Source organism: Micromonospora matsumotoense (assembly GCF_050951065.1).
GTDB classification, from domain to species: Bacteria; Actinomycetota; Actinomycetes; order Mycobacteriales; family Micromonosporaceae; genus Micromonospora; species Micromonospora matsumotoensis.
This window is the reverse complement of the sequence record NZ_CP192025.1, coordinates 6,490,625-6,506,830: the sequence shown is the minus strand read 5'-3', so window position 1 is coordinate 6,506,830 and position 16,206 is coordinate 6,490,625. Positions and strand designations below refer to the sequence as shown.

The 16,206-nt window shown below is 75.0% G+C and carries 16 protein-coding genes; 11 read left to right on the top strand and 5 right to left on the bottom strand.

Translation table 11 applies throughout. The features are described from left to right. The first annotated feature begins 847 nt into the window (after positions 1 to 847). A complete protein-coding gene (glmS, locus tag ACQP1S_RS27695; RefSeq protein ID WP_432900616.1) occupies positions 848 to 2,761 on the top strand; it encodes a glutamine--fructose-6-phosphate transaminase (isomerizing) in 1,914 nt (637 codons plus the stop codon). Between the two features lie 29 nt (positions 2,762 to 2,790). On the opposite strand, the gene ACQP1S_RS27690 is transcribed toward glmS, so the two are convergent. After that, positions 2,791 to 3,981: an alpha/beta hydrolase gene (locus tag ACQP1S_RS27690; RefSeq protein ID WP_432900614.1), complete on the bottom strand. Its 1,191-nt coding sequence runs from the start codon at positions 3,979 to 3,981 to the stop codon at positions 2,791 to 2,793. Between the two features lie 171 nt (positions 3,982 to 4,152). Between ACQP1S_RS27690 and ACQP1S_RS27685 the strand changes: the two genes are divergently transcribed. Beyond that, complete coding sequence (locus ACQP1S_RS27685) at positions 4,153 to 4,329, top strand: hypothetical protein (RefSeq protein WP_432900612.1); 177 nt, start codon at positions 4,153 to 4,155, stop codon at positions 4,327 to 4,329. Positions 4,330 to 4,555: 226 nt separating this feature from the next. Here ACQP1S_RS27685 and ACQP1S_RS27680 read toward each other — a convergent pair whose 3' ends face one another. Beyond that, complete coding sequence (locus ACQP1S_RS27680) at positions 4,556 to 4,852, bottom strand: hypothetical protein (protein WP_432900611.1); 297 nt, start codon at positions 4,850 to 4,852, stop codon at positions 4,556 to 4,558. Between the two features lie 215 nt (positions 4,853 to 5,067). Here ACQP1S_RS27680 and ACQP1S_RS27675 point away from each other — a divergent pair, with 215 nt between their 5' ends. The 5 genes from ACQP1S_RS27675 (at position 5,068) to ung (ending at position 10,129) form a co-directional block, all read left to right on the top strand. Then, positions 5,068 to 6,537: an NAD(P)H-hydrate dehydratase gene (locus ACQP1S_RS27675; RefSeq protein WP_432900609.1), complete on the top strand. Its 1,470-nt coding sequence runs from the start codon at positions 5,068 to 5,070 to the stop codon at positions 6,535 to 6,537. Positions 6,538 to 6,606: 69 nt separating this feature from the next. Further along, the gene (alr, locus tag ACQP1S_RS27670; protein ID WP_432900607.1) at positions 6,607 to 7,725 is read left to right on the top strand and encodes an alanine racemase; all 1,119 of its coding nucleotides are present in this window, start codon (positions 6,607 to 6,609) and stop codon (positions 7,723 to 7,725) included. 74 nt (positions 7,726 to 7,799) lie between these two features. Then, on the top strand, positions 7,800 to 8,819 hold the full coding sequence (locus ACQP1S_RS27665) for an alpha/beta fold hydrolase (RefSeq protein WP_432908381.1): 1,020 nt from the start codon (positions 7,800 to 7,802) through the stop codon (positions 8,817 to 8,819). A 70-nt stretch (positions 8,820 to 8,889) separates the two neighbouring features. Next, positions 8,890 to 9,372, top strand: coding sequence for a tRNA (adenosine(37)-N6)-threonylcarbamoyltransferase complex ATPase subunit type 1 TsaE (gene tsaE / locus ACQP1S_RS27660; protein ID WP_432900605.1), 483 nt, complete (start codon positions 8,890 to 8,892; stop codon positions 9,370 to 9,372). 55 nt (positions 9,373 to 9,427) lie between these two features. Then, positions 9,428 to 10,129 carry a uracil-DNA glycosylase gene (gene ung, locus ACQP1S_RS27655; RefSeq protein ID WP_432900603.1) on the top strand — a complete coding sequence of 234 codons (702 nt, stop codon included), beginning with the start codon at positions 9,428 to 9,430 and terminating at the stop codon, positions 10,127 to 10,129. A 126-nt stretch (positions 10,130 to 10,255) separates the two neighbouring features. Here the strand turns inward: ung and ACQP1S_RS27650 are convergent, their stop codons facing one another. Beyond that, positions 10,256 to 10,996, bottom strand: coding sequence for a helix-turn-helix domain-containing protein (locus ACQP1S_RS27650; protein WP_432900601.1), 741 nt, complete (start codon positions 10,994 to 10,996; stop codon positions 10,256 to 10,258). A 337-nt stretch (positions 10,997 to 11,333) separates the two neighbouring features. On the opposite strand from ACQP1S_RS27650, the gene tsaB reads away from it, so the two are divergent. From tsaB to ACQP1S_RS27630, 4 genes are read left to right on the top strand one after another with little or no spacing between them, the layout of a single operon-like run. After that, positions 11,334 to 12,080, top strand: a complete 747-nt coding sequence (tsaB, locus tag ACQP1S_RS27645) for a tRNA (adenosine(37)-N6)-threonylcarbamoyltransferase complex dimerization subunit type 1 TsaB (protein WP_432900599.1) — start codon at positions 11,334 to 11,336, stop codon at positions 12,078 to 12,080. Then, a complete protein-coding gene (rimI, locus tag ACQP1S_RS27640) occupies positions 12,077 to 12,553 on the top strand; it encodes a ribosomal protein S18-alanine N-acetyltransferase (RefSeq protein ID WP_432900597.1) in 477 nt (158 codons plus the stop codon). The genes tsaB and rimI overlap by 4 nt, the downstream gene beginning before the upstream one ends. Then, a complete protein-coding gene (tsaD, locus tag ACQP1S_RS27635) occupies positions 12,546 to 13,592 on the top strand; it encodes a tRNA (adenosine(37)-N6)-threonylcarbamoyltransferase complex transferase subunit TsaD (RefSeq protein WP_091241820.1) in 1,047 nt (348 codons plus the stop codon). Before rimI ends, tsaD begins: the two co-directional genes overlap by 8 nt. A 16-nt stretch (positions 13,593 to 13,608) precedes the next feature. Next, complete coding sequence (locus ACQP1S_RS27630) at positions 13,609 to 13,863, top strand: hypothetical protein (RefSeq protein WP_091241817.1); 255 nt, start codon at positions 13,609 to 13,611, stop codon at positions 13,861 to 13,863. Between the two features lie 160 nt (positions 13,864 to 14,023). Here ACQP1S_RS27630 and ACQP1S_RS27625 read toward each other — a convergent pair whose 3' ends face one another. Together ACQP1S_RS27625 and ACQP1S_RS27620 are read right to left on the bottom strand one after the other, a co-directional pair. After that, a complete protein-coding gene (locus ACQP1S_RS27625; RefSeq protein ID WP_091241813.1) occupies positions 14,024 to 14,761 on the bottom strand; it encodes a DUF4142 domain-containing protein in 738 nt (245 codons plus the stop codon). Positions 14,762 to 14,990: 229 nt separating this feature from the next. Then, positions 14,991 to 16,172, bottom strand: coding sequence for an ROK family protein (locus ACQP1S_RS27620; RefSeq protein WP_091241810.1), 1,182 nt, complete (start codon positions 16,170 to 16,172; stop codon positions 14,991 to 14,993). Between the last annotated feature and the right edge of the window lie 34 nt (positions 16,173 to 16,206).

The following is a 16,206-nucleotide window of genomic DNA, read 5'->3' as shown; positions in this document are numbered from 1 at the left end:
CGGTGGAGCTGCTTGCGCCCGACGGCGGATACCCGGGGTGGGCGAACGGCGGCGGGTAGCCCGGCGGCGGCCAGCCGTGACCGGGCGGACCGCCGGGCATTCCCGGTGCCGTGCCGGGCCAACCGGCGGGCGGGCCGCCGGGCATCCCGGGAACCCCACCGGGCCAACCGCCGGGTCCAGAGGCGGCACCGGGCCAGCCGGTGGGCCCCGCGATCGGACCGGGCCAGCCGGTGGGTCCCGGCGTCGGGCCGGGCCAGCCGGTGGGCGCGGGCTGGCCGGCGGGGTCGGTCGGCGGGCCGGGGAAACCGGGCCGGCCGTGCCGGCGGGCGGGCCGCCGGTCGTCGGACTGCCGGGCCACGGGTCGGGGGCGGCCCAGGGCTGCGGGACCGCGAACGGGTCGGGCGGGGTCCAGGGGGACGGGCCGGGCTTCGGGTCGGCCGTCGGGTCCACGCCGGCACCGCCCGGTGGCGCGGGGGCCTGACCGCCGGCGGGGACCTGACCATCGGCGGAGGCCGGGACGTCCGGCCCGCTGGGCGGGGGCGACGGGTCGCTGGACGCCGGCGGGGTCGGGTCGCTGGGCGGAGATGGGGGATCGCTGGGAGGTGGCGTGTCGGACATGGTCGCTCCGGGGACGGAAGGGAGGAAGGGGGCGAGCGGGCCGTCCCAGGGACGTTCCAGGGTCGCCGAGAGACTGTCGTACTGCCGGGCCCCTCGCAACCCCGTGCGGTCGGATGGGCCGGCCGGTCGTCCGATTGCCGCCCGTCACCGACCGATCGCTCAAATTCGGTGATTGTTTACCCGACTTCCGCGCACGCGAGGTGAGCGAAGCTGGGTTAGGCTGCAAGCCATGTGTGGAATCGTGGGTTACGCCGGAGCGCGCCCGGCGCTCGGCATCGTGCTCGACGGATTGCGGCGGCTGGAATACCGGGGCTACGACTCGGCCGGGGTCGCGATCGTCTGCGATGACGAGCTGCTCACCGAGAAGAAGGCCGGCAAGCTGGCCAACCTGGAGAAGGTCCTCTCGGAGCGGGCCGCCAACAACCCGGACGACTGCGCCGCCAGCCCGGTCGGTATCGGCGACGGCACCACCGGCATCGGCCACACCCGGTGGGCCACCCACGGCGGTCCGACCGACCGTAACGCCCACCCGCACCTGGCCCCCGACGGCAGGGTCGCCGTGATCCACAACGGCATCATCGAGAACTTCGCCAAGCTCCGCGCCGAGCTGGAGGACGACGGCGTCCAGTTCACCAGCGACACCGACACCGAGTGTGCCGCCCACCTGCTCTCCCACGCGCTCGCCGAGCTGCGGGCAGCCGGCGGGACCGACAGCCCGCAACTGCTCGCCGCCGCGATGCGGGTGGTGTGCCGGCGGTTGGAGGGCGCGTTCACCCTGCTCGCGGTCGACGCGGCCGTCCCCGGTGCGGTGGTCGGCGCCCGGCGCAACTCGCCCCTGGTGGTCGGCCGGGGCGACGGGGAGAACTACCTGGCCAGTGACGTGGCGGCGTTCATCGAGCACACCCGCGAGGCGGTCGAGCTGGGTCAGGACCAACTCGTCCTGATCACCGCCGACAGCATCGAGATCACCGACTTCGACGGTCAGCCGGCCACCGGCAAGGATTTCCACATCGACTGGGACTCCTCGGCCGCCGAGAAGGGTGGCTACGACTGGTTCATGCTCAAGGAGATCGAGGAGCAGCCGCAGGCCATCGCGGACACCCTGCTCGGCCGGCTCACCGAGGCCGGGGAGATCGCCCTCGACGAGGTCCGCCTCAGCGACCAGGACCTGCGCGACGTCGACAAGATCTTCATCGTCGCCTGCGGCACCGCGTACCACTCGGGCATGGTCGCCAAGTACGCGATCGAGCACTGGACCCGGATCCCCTGCGAGGTGGAGCTGGCCAGCGAGTTCCGCTACCGCGACCCGGTGCTCGACCGGTCCACCCTGATCGTGGTGATCTCGCAGTCCGGCGAGACGATGGACACCCTGATGGCGCTGCGGCACGCCAAGGAGCAGAAGGCCCGGGTGCTGGCCATCTGCAACACCAACGGATCCACCATCCCGCGCGAGTCCGACGCGGTGCTCTACACCCACGGTGGCCCCGAGATCGCGGTCGCCTCGACCAAGGCGTTCCTCACCCAACTGGTCGCCTGCTATCTGATCGGCCTGCACCTGGCCCAGGTACGCGGGATCAAGTTCGCCGACGAGGTCGGTGCGGTGGTGAGTCAGCTCCAGGAGATGCCGGACAAGCTGCGGGAGTTGCTGGACCGGATCGAGCCGGTGCGCGAGCTGGCCCGGGAGCTGAAGTCCGAGCCGACCGTGCTCTTCATCGGCCGGCACGTCGGCTACCCGGTGGCCCTGGAGGGCGCGCTCAAGCTCAAGGAGCTGGCGTACATGCACGCCGAGGGGTTCGCCGCCGGTGAGCTGAAGCACGGGCCGATCGCGCTCATCGACAAGGGCACCCCGGTGATCTGCGTGGTGCCGTCGCCGGTCGGCCGGGGCATGCTGCACGACAAGATCGTCTCCAACATCCAGGAGGTCCGGGCCCGGGGCGCCCGGACCATCGTGATCGCCGAGGAGGGCGACGAGGCGGTGGTCCGCTACGCCGACCACCTGATCTATGTGCCGCGTACGCCGACCCTGCTCGCCCCGCTGGTCACCACCGTGCCGTTGCAGGTGTTCGCGGCCGAGATCGCCGCCGCCCGGGGGCACGACGTCGACCAGCCGCGCAACCTGGCGAAGTCGGTCACCGTCGAGTAGGTGACCCCGCGCCACCGACGGCGGTCCGGTCATCGGCCGAGCACGATCCGGGCCATCCCGTCCAGGGCGGGGTTGCCGGGCTCCCAGTAGCCGGTGTGGCCGTACCGGCCGCTGGGGAAGGTCCGGCCGCCGAACCCCGGATCGCTCGGGTCGTGCCCGAACCACAGTTGGTGGTCGTCCGGGCGGAGCAGCCAGGCGGCGCTGGCCAGCGGCGAGGCGGCCAGCACCGCCCGGCCGGCCAGGTCGCGGGGCGGCTCGACCAGCCCGATCACGTCGTCACCGGCGGTGCTCGACCAGACCCGCTCCGGTGGCAGGCCGAGCGCACCGGCCCGGTCCACCCCGACACCGGGTGAGCCGACGAAGGCCAGCGCGTCGGCGGCCAACCCGTGGTCGCGGGCGGCGCTGCCCACCACCAGCGAGCCGTAGCTGTGCCCCAGCACGGTCTGCCGGGCCGCCGGCCCGTCGTGGGTGGCGCGCAGCCCCTCCTGGAAGCGGTGCAGCGCCGGCCCGGCGTCCCGGGCCTGGGCCGGCGAGGACGCCTCGGGCAGGAAGTCGGGGGCGTCGTAATCCAGCCAGAGCACCGCCGCCGTCTCCGCACCCGGGGCGAGGGCGGTGCACCTGGCCTGCACCCGGGCGGCCCGGCTCAGCTCACCGGGGACGTCGGCGAGGTCGCTGGTCATCCCCGGCACATAGGTCAGCACCCGGCCGGCCCGGTCCGGGTTGCCCAGCGCGACGATCGCCCGGCCGTCACCGCGCGGGTCGAGCCCGAGCAGGTACGCCCGGGGCGGCGACGTGGCGGCCAGCCGCCCGGCGAGCCCGTCCAGGACGGCCAACGCGCGGTCGATCCGCCGCCGACCGCGCTCGCCCGCCGCCGAACGGCGTGCCGCCAGCAGGGCCTCCCGGTGGCCGGCCAACAGCAGTCGGTTCGCCTGGTCCCGGGCCGCCGCCGGCCCCCCGTCACGCGAGCCGATCCGGGCCGGCTCGTGGAGCACCAGCCAGCGCCGCTGTGCCGGGGTGAGGCCGGCCCACCAGGCACGGACCACCGCCGGGGTGGCGTCGCCCGCCGGTCGGCCCGGCGGTGGCCGCTCGACCCAGCCGGTGCGGGCCGCCCCGGACAGCTCGGCCAGTCGGGAGGCGGCCTCCCGGTCGGCCGCGTCGGCCAGCGCGAGCGCCTCCCGCAGCGCCGCCGCCACCTGACCCACCGCCGCCGGCGAGCCCACCCCGCCGCCCGCGCCACCGGCCCCGCCACCACCTGCGCCTGCGGCAGCCGCCCCGCTTCCGCCCCCGGCACCTGCACCGCTGCCGACAGCGCCCCCACCGGCGCGGGGGCCGGGGGCGGGACCACGGGCGTCGACCGCGTCGGTACCGACGGCACCGCCCGCCGGAGAAGGGTGGGCACCCACCCCGACCGGGAGCGCACCCGCCTCGGGGCCGCGCCAGAGCAGGGGGCCGCCCGGACCCCGCCGCGCCGGTCCACCGCCACGCCGGTGCGGTCGGCCAGCGCCACCGCCTCGGCGAGCCGGGCCTTCGCCACCCGGAGCCGACCGGCGAACTCGGCCAGCACCTGATCGATCTCGACCAGCGCGGGCAGGATGGTGGCCAACTCCGACCGGAGCCCGTCGAGCCGGCCGCCAGCCGCTGTCGCCGCCCTGCCGGACCAGCCCGCCCGCAACGCCGCCGCCCGGTCGGCCAGCCCGGCCCGCCGCCGCCCGACCGGGGCGTCCAACCCGCGCCAGGCCACCCCCGCCGCGTCCCAGTCACCCGGGGAGGCGGACCAGAGTTGGGCGTACCCGATCATCGGGGTCGGCCGACCAGTCGCCCGGCGGCCCGGTCGTCGGCTGCGGTGTACGCCTCGGCGGCGGTGCGCAGGGCCGCACCCGCCTGCGCCACCCGGACGCCCAGCGCCCCGTGCCACGCGTGCACCGCCGACTCCAGCCCGGCCAGGGCGGGGCCGGCCCGCCAACCCGGCGCGGCCGGCACCAGGCCGGGCCGACCCGCCAACCCCTGGGCCAGCGCGTACGCCTCGTCGGCCAACCCGCCGGCCGCCACCCGCAGCACCGACAGGTCGACCTCCACCGGCTCGTTCGTCATCGGCTGCCTCCCGTGCCCCCGTCGCCGGCCCCCGCTGCCGACGTGGCACCGACGCTAGGGGACCGGACGGTGGCCGGGTCGGCCCTGTGGACGACGGGCGACGGTCGTACCCCCGGGGTTGTCCACAGGTCTTGCCGGCCGTGACGCCGATGGCTAATCTGCCGCCCCCGCCGCCGGTAGGGTGACGTTCTGTTGGCAGGAAAGACGGGGGCGGCATGAAACCGGTGTGGCGGGTGTCGGACGTACGCGCGGCGGAGGCCGGCCTGATGGCCACCGTGGCGCCCGGGACGCTGATGCAGCGGGCGGCGGCCGGGCTGGCCCGGCGCTGTGCCCTGCTGCTCGCCGACCGGGGCGGGGTCTACGGCGCGCGGGTGCTGGTGCTGGTCGGCACCGGTGACAACGGCGGCGACGCGCTGTACGCCGGCGAGCGGCTGGCCCGGCGCGGCGCGCAGGTCGCCGTGCTGCCGACCAGCCCCGGGCGGGCGCACGCCGGGGGACTGGCGGCGCTGCGGGCCGCCGGTGGCCGGCTGGTCGACACCCCGCCCGGCACCGTCGACCTGGTGCTCGACGGGATCGTCGGGATCGGGGGCAGCGGCGGGCTGCGGGAGGCCGCCGACGAACTCGTCGCCGGGCTGCCCGCGCTGCGGGGCCGCGACGGTGGCCGGGCCGCGGTCGTCGCGGTGGACGTGCCCAGCGGGGTGGCGGTGGACACCGGGGACGTGCCGGCGGGCGGGTCCGGCCGGCCCGCCGCCGTCCGGGCCGACGTGACGGTGGCGTTCGGCGCGCTCAAGCCGGCCCTGGTGGTCGGCCCGGCCGCCCCGCTCGCCGGCCAGGTCGAGCTGGTCGACATCGGGCTCGGGCCGTGGCTGCGCGGCACCCCCGCGCTGTGGGTGACCGAATGGTCGGACGTGCGGGACTGGTGGCCCCGCACCGAGGCGTCCTCGGAGAAGTACCGCCGGGGCGTGGTCGGGGTGGCCACCGGGTCGCGGACCTACCCGGGGGCGGGGGTGCTCTCGGTGGGTGGCGCGCTGGCCGGCCCCACCGGCCTGGTCCGGTACGCCGGTGGCGCCCGGGCCGAGGTGGTCCGGCAGCACCCGTCGGTGATCGCCACCGACCGGGTCGCCGGGGCCGGCCGGGTGCAGACCTGGGTCTGCGGTTCCGGCCTGGGCACCGACGACCAGGCCGGCGCGGAGCTGCGCGCGGTGCTGGCCGCGCCGGTGCCGGTGGTGCTCGACGCCGACGCGCTGACCCTGCTGGTGGACGGCTCGCTCGCCGACCGGCTGCGGCACCGGGACGCCCCGATCGTGGTCACCCCGCACGACCGGGAGTTCCGCCGGCTGTGCGGGGAGGAACCGGGTGCCGACCGGGTCGCCGCCGCGCTGCGGCTGGCCGCCTGGATGAACGCGACGGTGCTGCTCAAGGGGGACCGCACGGTGGTCGGCACGCCGGACGGCCGGGCGTACGTCAACCCGACCGGGAGCCCCGCCCTGGCCACCGGGGGAACCGGGGACGTGCTGGCCGGGCTGCTCGGCGCGCTGCTCGCCGCCGGGTTGGCCCCGGAACGGGCGGCGGTCGTCGCGGCGTACCTGCACGGGCTGGCCGGGCGGGAGGCGGCCCGGGGCGGCCCGGTGACCGCGCCGGACGTGGTGGCCGCGTTGCGCCCGGTGGTGGCCCCGCTGCTCTGACCGGGGCGGGTCGGCGGCCCGGGTCGGCGTCCACCGGCCGGTGATCACCGACGCCAGTAGGCTGGGCGCATGTGGCAGGCCGAGGTGCGCGTCGATCTGGACGCGATCCGTGCAAACGTGACCCGACTCCGGTCGGGCACCAGCGCCGAGCTGATGGCGGTGGTGAAGGGCGACGGGTACGGCCACGGCATGGTCCCGTCCGCGCGGGCCGCGCTCGACGCGGGGGCGGACTGGCTGGGGGTGTGCACCCTCGACGAGGCGTTGACCCTGCGCCGGGCCGGAATCACCGCGCCGGTGCTGGCCTGGCTGCTCGACCCGGGGCTGCCCCTGCACGAGGGGGTGGCCGCCGGGGTGGACCTGGCCGCCGCGAGCCTGTCCCAGCTCGCCGAGATGGTCGAGGCGGGCCGGGCCGCCGACCGGCCGGCCCGGCTGCACCTGAAGATCGACACCGGCCTGGCCCGGGGCGGGGCCACCGTCGCCGACTGGCCGACCCTGCTGGAGGCCGCCGCGAAGGCCCAGGCCGACGGCCTGGTCGAGGTGGTCGGCGTGTGGAGCCACTTCGTGTACGCCGACTCGCCCGGCCACCCCACCACGGACCGGCAGTTGGCGGTCTTCCACGAAGGGCTGGCCATGGTCGAGCGGGCCGGCCTGCGCCCCCGCTACCGGCACCTGGCGAACTCGGCGGCCACCCTGACCCGGCCCGACACCCACTTCGACCTGGTCCGGCCCGGGATCGCCGTGTACGGGCTGTCGCCGGTCGCCGGTCAGCAGTTCGGGCTGCGTCGGGCGATGACCGCGCGGGCCCGGGTGATGCTCACCAAGCGGGTCCCCGCCGGCACCGGCGTGTCGTACGGCCACACCTACGCCACCGAGGAGGAGGCGAACCTCGCGGTGGTGCCGCTCGGTTACGCCGACGGGGTGCCCCGGCACGCCTCCAACGTCGGCCCGGTGCAGCTCGGCGGGAAGCGCCGCACCATCTCCGGTCGGGTCTGCATGGACCAGTTCGTGCTCGACTGCGGCGACGACGAGGTGGCCGCCGGTGACGTGGCCACCCTCTTCGGCAGCGGCGACGACGGCATGCCCACCGCCGACGACTGGGCCGAGGCGGTCGGCACGATCAACTACGAGATCGTCACCCGGTTCGGCGGGGTCCGGGTGCCCCGGGTCTACGACGGTGAGCGGCCGTGAGCGCGGTCAACCGGTTCCGGGTGCCCCGGCCGAGGACCGCCGCCGGGAAGGTGGCCGGTGTGGTCGGGGCTGCGATGGGCGTGGCCGCCGCCGGGCTGGCCGCCGGGGTGGCCACCGAACGGGCCCTGGTCCGCCGGCTCAAGGCCGACCCCGCCGACCCGTACGCCGGGGAGGACTTCGGCGCGCAGCGTTACGACGAGGCGTACCGGCTGGAGTTGCCGGACGGCACCGACATCCACGTCGAGGTGGTCGAGCCGACCCGGCCGGTGCCGGGGCGTCCGACGGTGGTGCTGGTGCACGGCTTCTGTCTGGACATGGGGACGTTCCACTTCCAGCGCCAACTGCTGGCCGAGCGGGGCGACTACCGGATCGTCGCGTACGACCAGCCGGGGCACGGCCGGTCGGGCCGACTGGAGACCGGCGAGTACGACCTCGCCGCGCTCGGGCGCACCCTGCGCCGGGTGATCGACCGGACCGCCCCGGAGGGGCCGTTGGTGCTGGTCGGGCACTCGATGGGCGGGATGACCATCATGGCGTTCGCCGAGGCGTACCCGGAGCTGTTCGGTGACCGGGTGGTCGGCACGGTGCTGATGGCCACGTCGGGCGGGTTGCTCGCCGAGACGAAGCTGGTCGCGCCGGCCCTGCTCGGCCGGGTCGGCTCGCCGGTGCTGTTCATGATGAGCACCACCACCCGGTACGGCGGGATCGTCATCGACCGGGCCCGGAAGTCCACCTCCAACGTGGCCTGGCTGCTGACCCGCCGGTACGGCTTCGGCACCTCGAAACCGAGCCCGGCCCTGGTGTCGTACGTGGAGCGGATGAACTCCCGGACGTCGGCCGACACGGTGACCCGCTACCTGCGGACCCTGGCCACCCACTCCCGGTTCCCGGCGCTGGCCGCGCTGAGCGGCACGCCGGTGCTGGTCGTGGTGGGCGACAAGGACATGATCACGCCGGTGGTGCACTCGGACGAGATCGTCCGTCGGCTGCCGCACGCCGAATACCTCAAGATCCATGACAGTGGGCACGTGGTGATGCTGGAACACGCCGACGAGGTCAACGCCGGGCTGGAACGCTTCCTGGAGGCGCTGTGAGCAGGCGCGTCGTGCCGGCGCGCGGCCCGGCGCAGGCCGCCGGCGGGCCGGACCGATCCGGGGCGGCACGGTGACCGTGCGCGTCACGCTGCCCACGGTCGAGGACACGCACGCCTTCGGTCGCCGGCTGGCCGGGGTGCTGCGCGCCGGCGACCTGCTGCTGCTCACCGGCCCGCTGGGGGCCGGCAAGACCGCGCTGACCCGGGGTCTCGGCGTCGGCCTGGGGGTACGCGGCGACGTCACCTCACCGACCTTCGTGATCGCCCGGGTGCACCGGCCCGACCCGGCGCGCGGCGGCACGGTGGCCCTGGTGCACGCCGACGCGTACCGGTTGGGTGACGCGACCGATCCCCGCGCCGAGATCGACGACCTGGACCTGGACGCCTCGGTGGACGCCTCGGTGACCGTGGTCGAGTGGGGTGAGGGGCTGGTCGAGCAGTTGGCCGACGCCCACCTGCGGGTCCGCATCGACCGGCGCGACGACGACAGCCGGGTGGTCGACCTGGAGCCGGTGGGCGGGGACTGGACGCAACGGTTGACCGCCCTGGGCTGAGGGTTGTCGCACCCGATGCCTAGAGTGCCGGGGACTTCGTTGTGAAAGGTTGCCGATGCCCGACGACACCCCCACCCTCGACCTGCTGGCGCTGCTGCCGCAGGCGTGGCGTGCCGTGCTCACCCCGCACCTGGACCCGGCCCGTACGGCCGCGCTGGCCGAATTCGTCGCCCACGAGTACGCCACCCAGACCGTCTTCCCACCGGTGGAGGATCTCTTCTCCGCCTACCGGTTGTGCGGCCCGGAGCAGTGCCGGGTGCTGATCCTCGGCCAGGACCCCTACCACAAGGCGGGGCAGGCGCACGGGCTGAGCTTCAGCGTGCGCGAGGGGGTGTCGGTGCCGCCGTCGCTGCGCAACGTCTTCAAGGAACTGGGTGAGGACCTGGGGGTGCCGAAGCCGCGCAGCGGCAACCTCGACGGTTGGGCGGCGCAGGGGGTGCTGCTGCTCAACGCGGTGCTCACCGTCCGGCAGGCCAGCCCCGGTTCGCACGCGAACAAGGGTTGGGAGGAGTTCACCGACGCCACCATCCGGGCCCTGGACGCCCGGGACGAACCGGTGGTCTTCCTGCTCTGGGGCGGCTACGCCCGCAAGAAGGCGGCCCTGGTCACCAACCCACGGCACGTGGTGCTGGAGGCCGGCCACCCGAGCCCGATGAACCCGCGGGGTTTCCTCGGCAGCCGCCCGTTCAGCGCCACCAACAAGGCCCTCGCCGACGCCGGTCTGCCCCCGATCGACTGGGAGCGCCCGGCCGGCTGACCCATCCGCCACGCCCGCGCGTCCGCACCGCGCACCGCCGGCTGACGTCGGCGGTGCGCGGTGGTGCTGCTTCGCGGTGGTGCTGCTTCGCGGTGGTGCTCTGTCCCGGCGCCGTGGGGGTGGCGCTCACTGCGGGGTTCGCGCGACGGGGCCGGCGGCTGAGGGGCTGTCCTCGGCTGAGCGTTGGCGGTGTCGGCGTAACAGGTCAGCGGCCTGCGGGTCGGTCAGCTCCACCGTGACCAGCGGGACCACCCGGTAGCTGCGGTTGCCGTGTCGCACCTCGATCGCCTCCGGAAGCTCGTCGCACATCTGGGCGCGGATCTTGCCGTACCGGGTCGACCAGTAGTGCTCGCCCGGCTCCTCCGGTGCCGGGTACAGGCCGCCGAACTCGCGCCACCTGGCGTTCCAGCGCTGCCCGTAGGCGGCCTCCAGCCAGGCGGTGAGCCGGGCGGAGTCGCCCCACCGGACGGCGATCTCGACGGCATCGGCCGGTACCGGGGCACCCTGGAGCAGTGCGGCGGTGCCGCCGGTCAACAGATGGGGCAGGTCGCCCAGCCGATTCAGCAGCTGGTCCAGCCCGAGTTCGTCGATCCGGTCGTCGAGCGACCGTGCGGCGAGGGCGTCCATCCGGGCATCGAGGTGGCTGTCGAGCTCCTCGGCGGTGACGGCGATTTGCAGACCGAGGGCGGCGAAGAGGCGCTCCACCAGCGGAATGCCCGGCACCCGATCCCCGCGCTCGATGCGGGCCACAGCGCTCTGACTCGTCCCAGCCCGATCGGCCAGTTGCTGCTGGGTGAGCTGTCGGGCGCCGCGCTCCCGGCGAAGGAGGGCGGCGATGTGCGTAGCGAGGCGACTACTCTGCGGCATCTCCCCATGATGGTGTGATGCGGGTGAGCCGTATGCCCAGCTGTCATATCCATGACCGGCAGGCATACCGCTATCCACCATGTACAACACCCTGCCGCCTGCCGCCTGCCGCCTGCCGCCTGCCGCCTGCTGCCTGCCGCCCCCGCCCGTCGCACTCCGCCGCCCGCTGCCGGGGGCAACGGGGAACCCGGCGGGTGCGGATCGGCAGGTGGGGTCGCTGGGAGTCGGCGGCCGTAGCCGGCAGCGGGGACCTGCGGCCGTGGGGCGACGGGTCGGGCCGAGAGAGACGGGCGGGCTGTGACCGGGCCGTACGGGTGGACGGCTAGGCTGGCTTACCGTGCTCGTACTGGTGGTGGACTCCTCGACCCCCGCGGTCACCGCGGCCCTGGTCGAGGTCACGGCGGACGGCGTCGCGGTGCGGGCGCACCGGTGTACGGTCGACGCCCGGGCCCACGGTGAACTGCTGGCCCCGCAGGTCGAGGCGGTGCTCGCCGAGGTCGGCGCACGGCCGGGCGACCTCGGCGCGATCGTCGCCGGGCTCGGCCCCGGCCCCTTCACCGGGCTCCGGGTCGGTCTGGTCACCGCCGCCGCCATGGGCCAGGTGCTCGGCATCCCCACGTACGGCGTCTGCTCCCTCGACGGCATCGGCCATCCCTCGGCCGCCGGCACGACCGGGAGCGCCCCGCTGCGGGAACAGAGCACCCCGCCGCGGGAGCAGGACACCCCGCCGCGGGATGAGCGGGTGCTGGTCGCTGCGGACGCCCGGCGCAAAGAGGTGTACTGGGCGGTCTACGACGACTCCGGCCAGCGGATCGCCGGCCCGGCGGTGGACGCCCCGGCGGCGGCGGCCGCCCGGGCCCGGGAGTTGGCCGTCACCGCCGCGGTCGGGGACGGCGCCCATCGGTACGCCGACGTGCTCGGTCTGCCACTACGCGGCGAACCCCGCTACCCGGCCGTGTTCGCGCTGGCCACCCTCGCCGCCGAGCGGATCCGGGCGGGTGCCCCCGGCGAGACGCTCACCCCGCTGTACCTGCGCCGGCCGGACGCGGTCGCGGCGACCAGCCGTAAGTCGGTGCTGCCGTGACGGTACGACTCGACCGGTTCCGCTGGTGGCACATCGACGAGGTGCTGCTGATCGAGGCGGACCTGTTCGGCCCCGAGCAGTGGTCGCCGGCGATGTTCTGGAACGAGCTGGCCAGCGGCCACCACTACCGGGTCGCCCTGGACACCGACGGGTCGTTGCTGGGCTACGCGGGCCTGACCGTCGATCCGGAGGGCGAGTCGTGGGTGCAGAACATCGCGGTCCGCCGGGACGCCCAGCGGCGCGGGATCGGCCGGACGCTGCTGGAGGACCTGCTCGCCGAGGCCGCCCGGCGCGGGATCGACAGTGTCCTGCTGGAGGTGGCCGTCGACAACGCCCCCGCCCAGCGGCTCTACGCGACGTACGGGTTCGAGCCGATCGGCGTACGGCGGGGCTACTACCAACCGAGCAACACCGACGCGCTGGTCATGCGGCGTGACGCGGAGCCGGCCGCAGACGGGACGGACCATGGCTGACGAACCGCTGATCCTCGGCATCGAGACCTCCTGCGACGAGACCGGGGTGGGCATCGTGCGCGGGCACACCCTGCTCGCCGACGCGCTCGCCTCCAGTGTGGACGAACACGCCCGGTTCGGTGGGGTGGTGCCCGAGGTGGCCAGCCGGGCACATCTGGAGGCCATCGTGCCGACCATGGACCGGGCGCTGCGCGAGGCGGGGGTGACCATCGCCGACATCGACGCGATCGCGGTCACCTCCGGCCCCGGCCTGGCCGGCGCCCTGCTGGTCGGGGTGGCCGCCGCGAAGGGCTACGCGCTGGCCGCCGAGAAGCCGGTGTACGGGGTGAACCACCTGGCCGCGCACGTCGCCGTGGACACCCTGGAGCACGGCCCGCTGCCCGCGCCGGCGATCGCGATGCTGGTCTCCGGCGGGCACTCCTCGTTGCTGCTCGTCGACGACCTGGCCCGGGGGGTGACCCCGCTGGGCGCGACCATCGACGATGCGGCCGGAGAGGCGTTCGACAAGGTGGCCCGGCTGCTCGGCCTGCCGTTCCCGGGCGGCCCGTACATCGACCGGGAGGCGCGGGCCGGTGACCCGGCGTCGATCGGCTTCCCGCGTGGCCTCACCGCTGCCAAGGATCTCGCCGCCCACCGGTACGACTTCTCCTTCTCCGGGCTGAAGACGGCGGTGGCCCGTTGGGTGGAGGGGCGGCGACGCTCCGGTGAGCCGGTGCCGGTGGCCGACGTGGCCGCGTCCTTCCAGGAGGCGGTCTGCGACGTGCTCACCGGCAAGGCGCTGGCCGCCTGCCGGGCGCACGGGGTGGATACCCTGGTGATCGGCGGGGGAGTGGCGGCGAATTCGCGGCTGCGGGCGATGGCCGAGCAGCGGGCCCAGCGGTACGGCATCCGGGTCCGGGTGCCCCGGCCGGGTCTGTGCACCGACAACGGGGCGATGGTCGCCGCGCTCGGCGCGCACCTGGTGGCCGCCGGGGTGGCACCGAGCCGGCTGGATCTGCCCGCCGACTCGGCGCTGCCACTGACCACGGTCAGCGTGTGACGGGAGGGAGGCCGACGTGATCGTACGGATGTGGGAGGCGCGGGCGGAGTCGTACGGCTTCGCCGACCTGATCACCTGGGTGTGTGAGACCGCGCTGCCCGAGTTCGCGCACGACCCACTGCACGTGTCCAGTGAGGTCTTCTCGTCCACCGACCACCGGGTGGTGGTCATCTCGAAGTGGCGCAGCAGCCCCCGCCCGCTGCCGGAGCCGCCGGCAACGCTGGTCGCCCGCCCTCCGCACTCCTGGGACTTCACCCAGGTCGACCGCTGACCACAGTGGGCCACGGCCGGCCGCCGAACGAGCCGGCCGCCGAGTAGCGGGCCGCCGAACATCGGGCCGCCGAACAGTCAGCCGCCGAACGAGCCGGCCGCCGAACAGCCGGACGGCCCGCAGGCGTACCGCCAACGGGCCGTCGGTCGAACGGGTGGGGTCAACTGCGTCGCGTGATCCGCCAGGTGGCGTAGCCGCCCGCGCCGAGCGCGAGCAGGAACACCGCCCAGACGACGGTGGTGCTGATCGCCACCGACGGGCCGGCGGCTCCGGCCTGGGCGGCGGCGACCAGCGAGTCGTTCTGCGCGGCCGGGATCGCGGCCGGCGGCATCTGCTGCCAGCGGACCAGGCCGGTGCTCTCCAGCATGGCCATGTGGTCGCCCACGAACTTGTTGGCCTCGTCGGCGAGCTTGCGGACGGTATTGTCCCGGGTGCTGGCCCGGACCGCGCCGATCACCGGGAAGATCTTGCCGTGGGCCACCCGGAGCCGGGTCACGAAGATCTGGTCGAACTGAGCACCGGAGGCGTTCTGCATCTCGGTCAGCCACCCCTTCTGCTCGGTGGTGGGGTCGCTCGGCAGCGTCGCGCCCAGCTTGTTGGCGGCCTGCACCGCCAACTCGTCGAGGACGCCGTGCTGGCGGGCGATCTCCGCGCCGACCTCCCGCACCCGCGCGGACTGGCCCTTCTCGGCGGCCATCGTGCCGGCCGGTATCTCCCACAGGCCGGCCAGTCGGACACCGTTGAGCAGCGCCGTGTCGGCGGCGTTCATCTGGACGCCGGGTGCGGCGACGGCCATGCCGGGTAGGACGACCAGGCCGGCCAGGAAGGTGACGAGCAGCACCGCCACCCGGTAGGTCCGGTGCCCTCGCCGACGACGTACGGAATCCAGCGGTGCCATGCTGCGGTGCCTCCTCGATCCGGGCCGATCTGTCCTGCCGGGCAGCGACCCGCAGGCTGCCCGTCCGTCCACTGGTACGGAACACCGGGCCGATCAGTTCATCGGTCCGGTCAACTCGCCGATCGGCGCAGGCCAGGGCGGGACGGCGCAGCGGGAGCAGGACGGCGTAAGCAGCGCAGCCTCGACCGGCCAGCCGCGACACGGCGGCGGGAAACGGTGCGGCAACGGCTCAGGTGACGTCGAGCGGGTCGGCGAGGAGCCGTTCGAAGGCCAACTCGGCCGCGCCGATCAGCGCCGCGTCGTCACCGAGCTTGGGGGTACGCAGCCGGACGTGTTCCAGGCAGGCAGGCAGCCCGGTCTCGTTGAGACGGCTGCGGACCTGGGCGGCGGCGGCCAGGTAGAGGTCCCGCATGGTGCCGCCGAAGATGACCATCTCGGGGTTGAAGATGTTGACCAGGTTCGCCACCCCGAAGCCGAGCCAGTCCCCGGCGTGCCGTACCGCGGTCTGGGCGCGGGCGTCACCCCGGTCGGCGGCGTCGAAGACGGCCAGCAGCGCCTCCCGGCCCCGGGCGTCGGACCGGCCGGCGGCCCGGAGCAGCCCGTACTCGCCGATCTGGGTTTCCCAACAGCCCCGGGAGCCGCACTCGCAGGGAGTGCCGTCGCGCACCACCACCATGTGCCCGACCTCGCCGCCGTACCCGCCGTGGCCGGTGAGCCGGCGGCCTCCGGCGATGATGCCGGCGCCCACGCCGACGTCGCCGTAGAGGTAGATGACGTTGTCGCAGCCGGCGGCGACACCCCGGGCGTGCTCGGCGAAGGCGGCGACGTCGGCCACGTTGCCGACCGTGATCGGCAGGTCCGCGCCGAGTTCGGCGGCGAGCGCCGCGCCGATCGGCTCGTCCACCCAACCGGTGGTGGGGCCGAGCCGGACCAGCCCGTCGGCCTTGCGGACCATGCCGCAGACGGCGACCCCCGCGCCGACGCAGATGGAGCCCGGCGGCACCCGTTCCCGCATCTGCTTGAGGGCACCGGCCAGCATCGGGGCGGTCTCGGCGGCGTCCAGGTCGCGCGGCCGGTCCAGCTCGCGGCGGTCCAGCACCTCGCCGCCGAGCCCGACCCGCGCGGCCCGCAGCCGGTCCACCTCGATCGAGTACGCGTACGCGTAGACCCGGGCCGACTCGGGCCGGACGACCAGTGACGGTCGTCCGGCCCGGCCGGTCTCCTTGGGCGTGCCCTCGCTGACCAGCCCGGCGCCGGCCAGGTCGGCGGTGAGCGCGCCGATGGTGCTGCGGTTGAGCCCGAGGGCGGTGGTGAGTTCCGCGCGGGAGGTGGCGCCGTGCACGTGGACGTGCCGGAGCAGCGCGCCGAGGTTCTGCCGCCGGATCTCGTCCTGGCTCGGTCCTACCCGCATCGTTGATGGCACCCCATGTCCCGCCGGTGGCGTA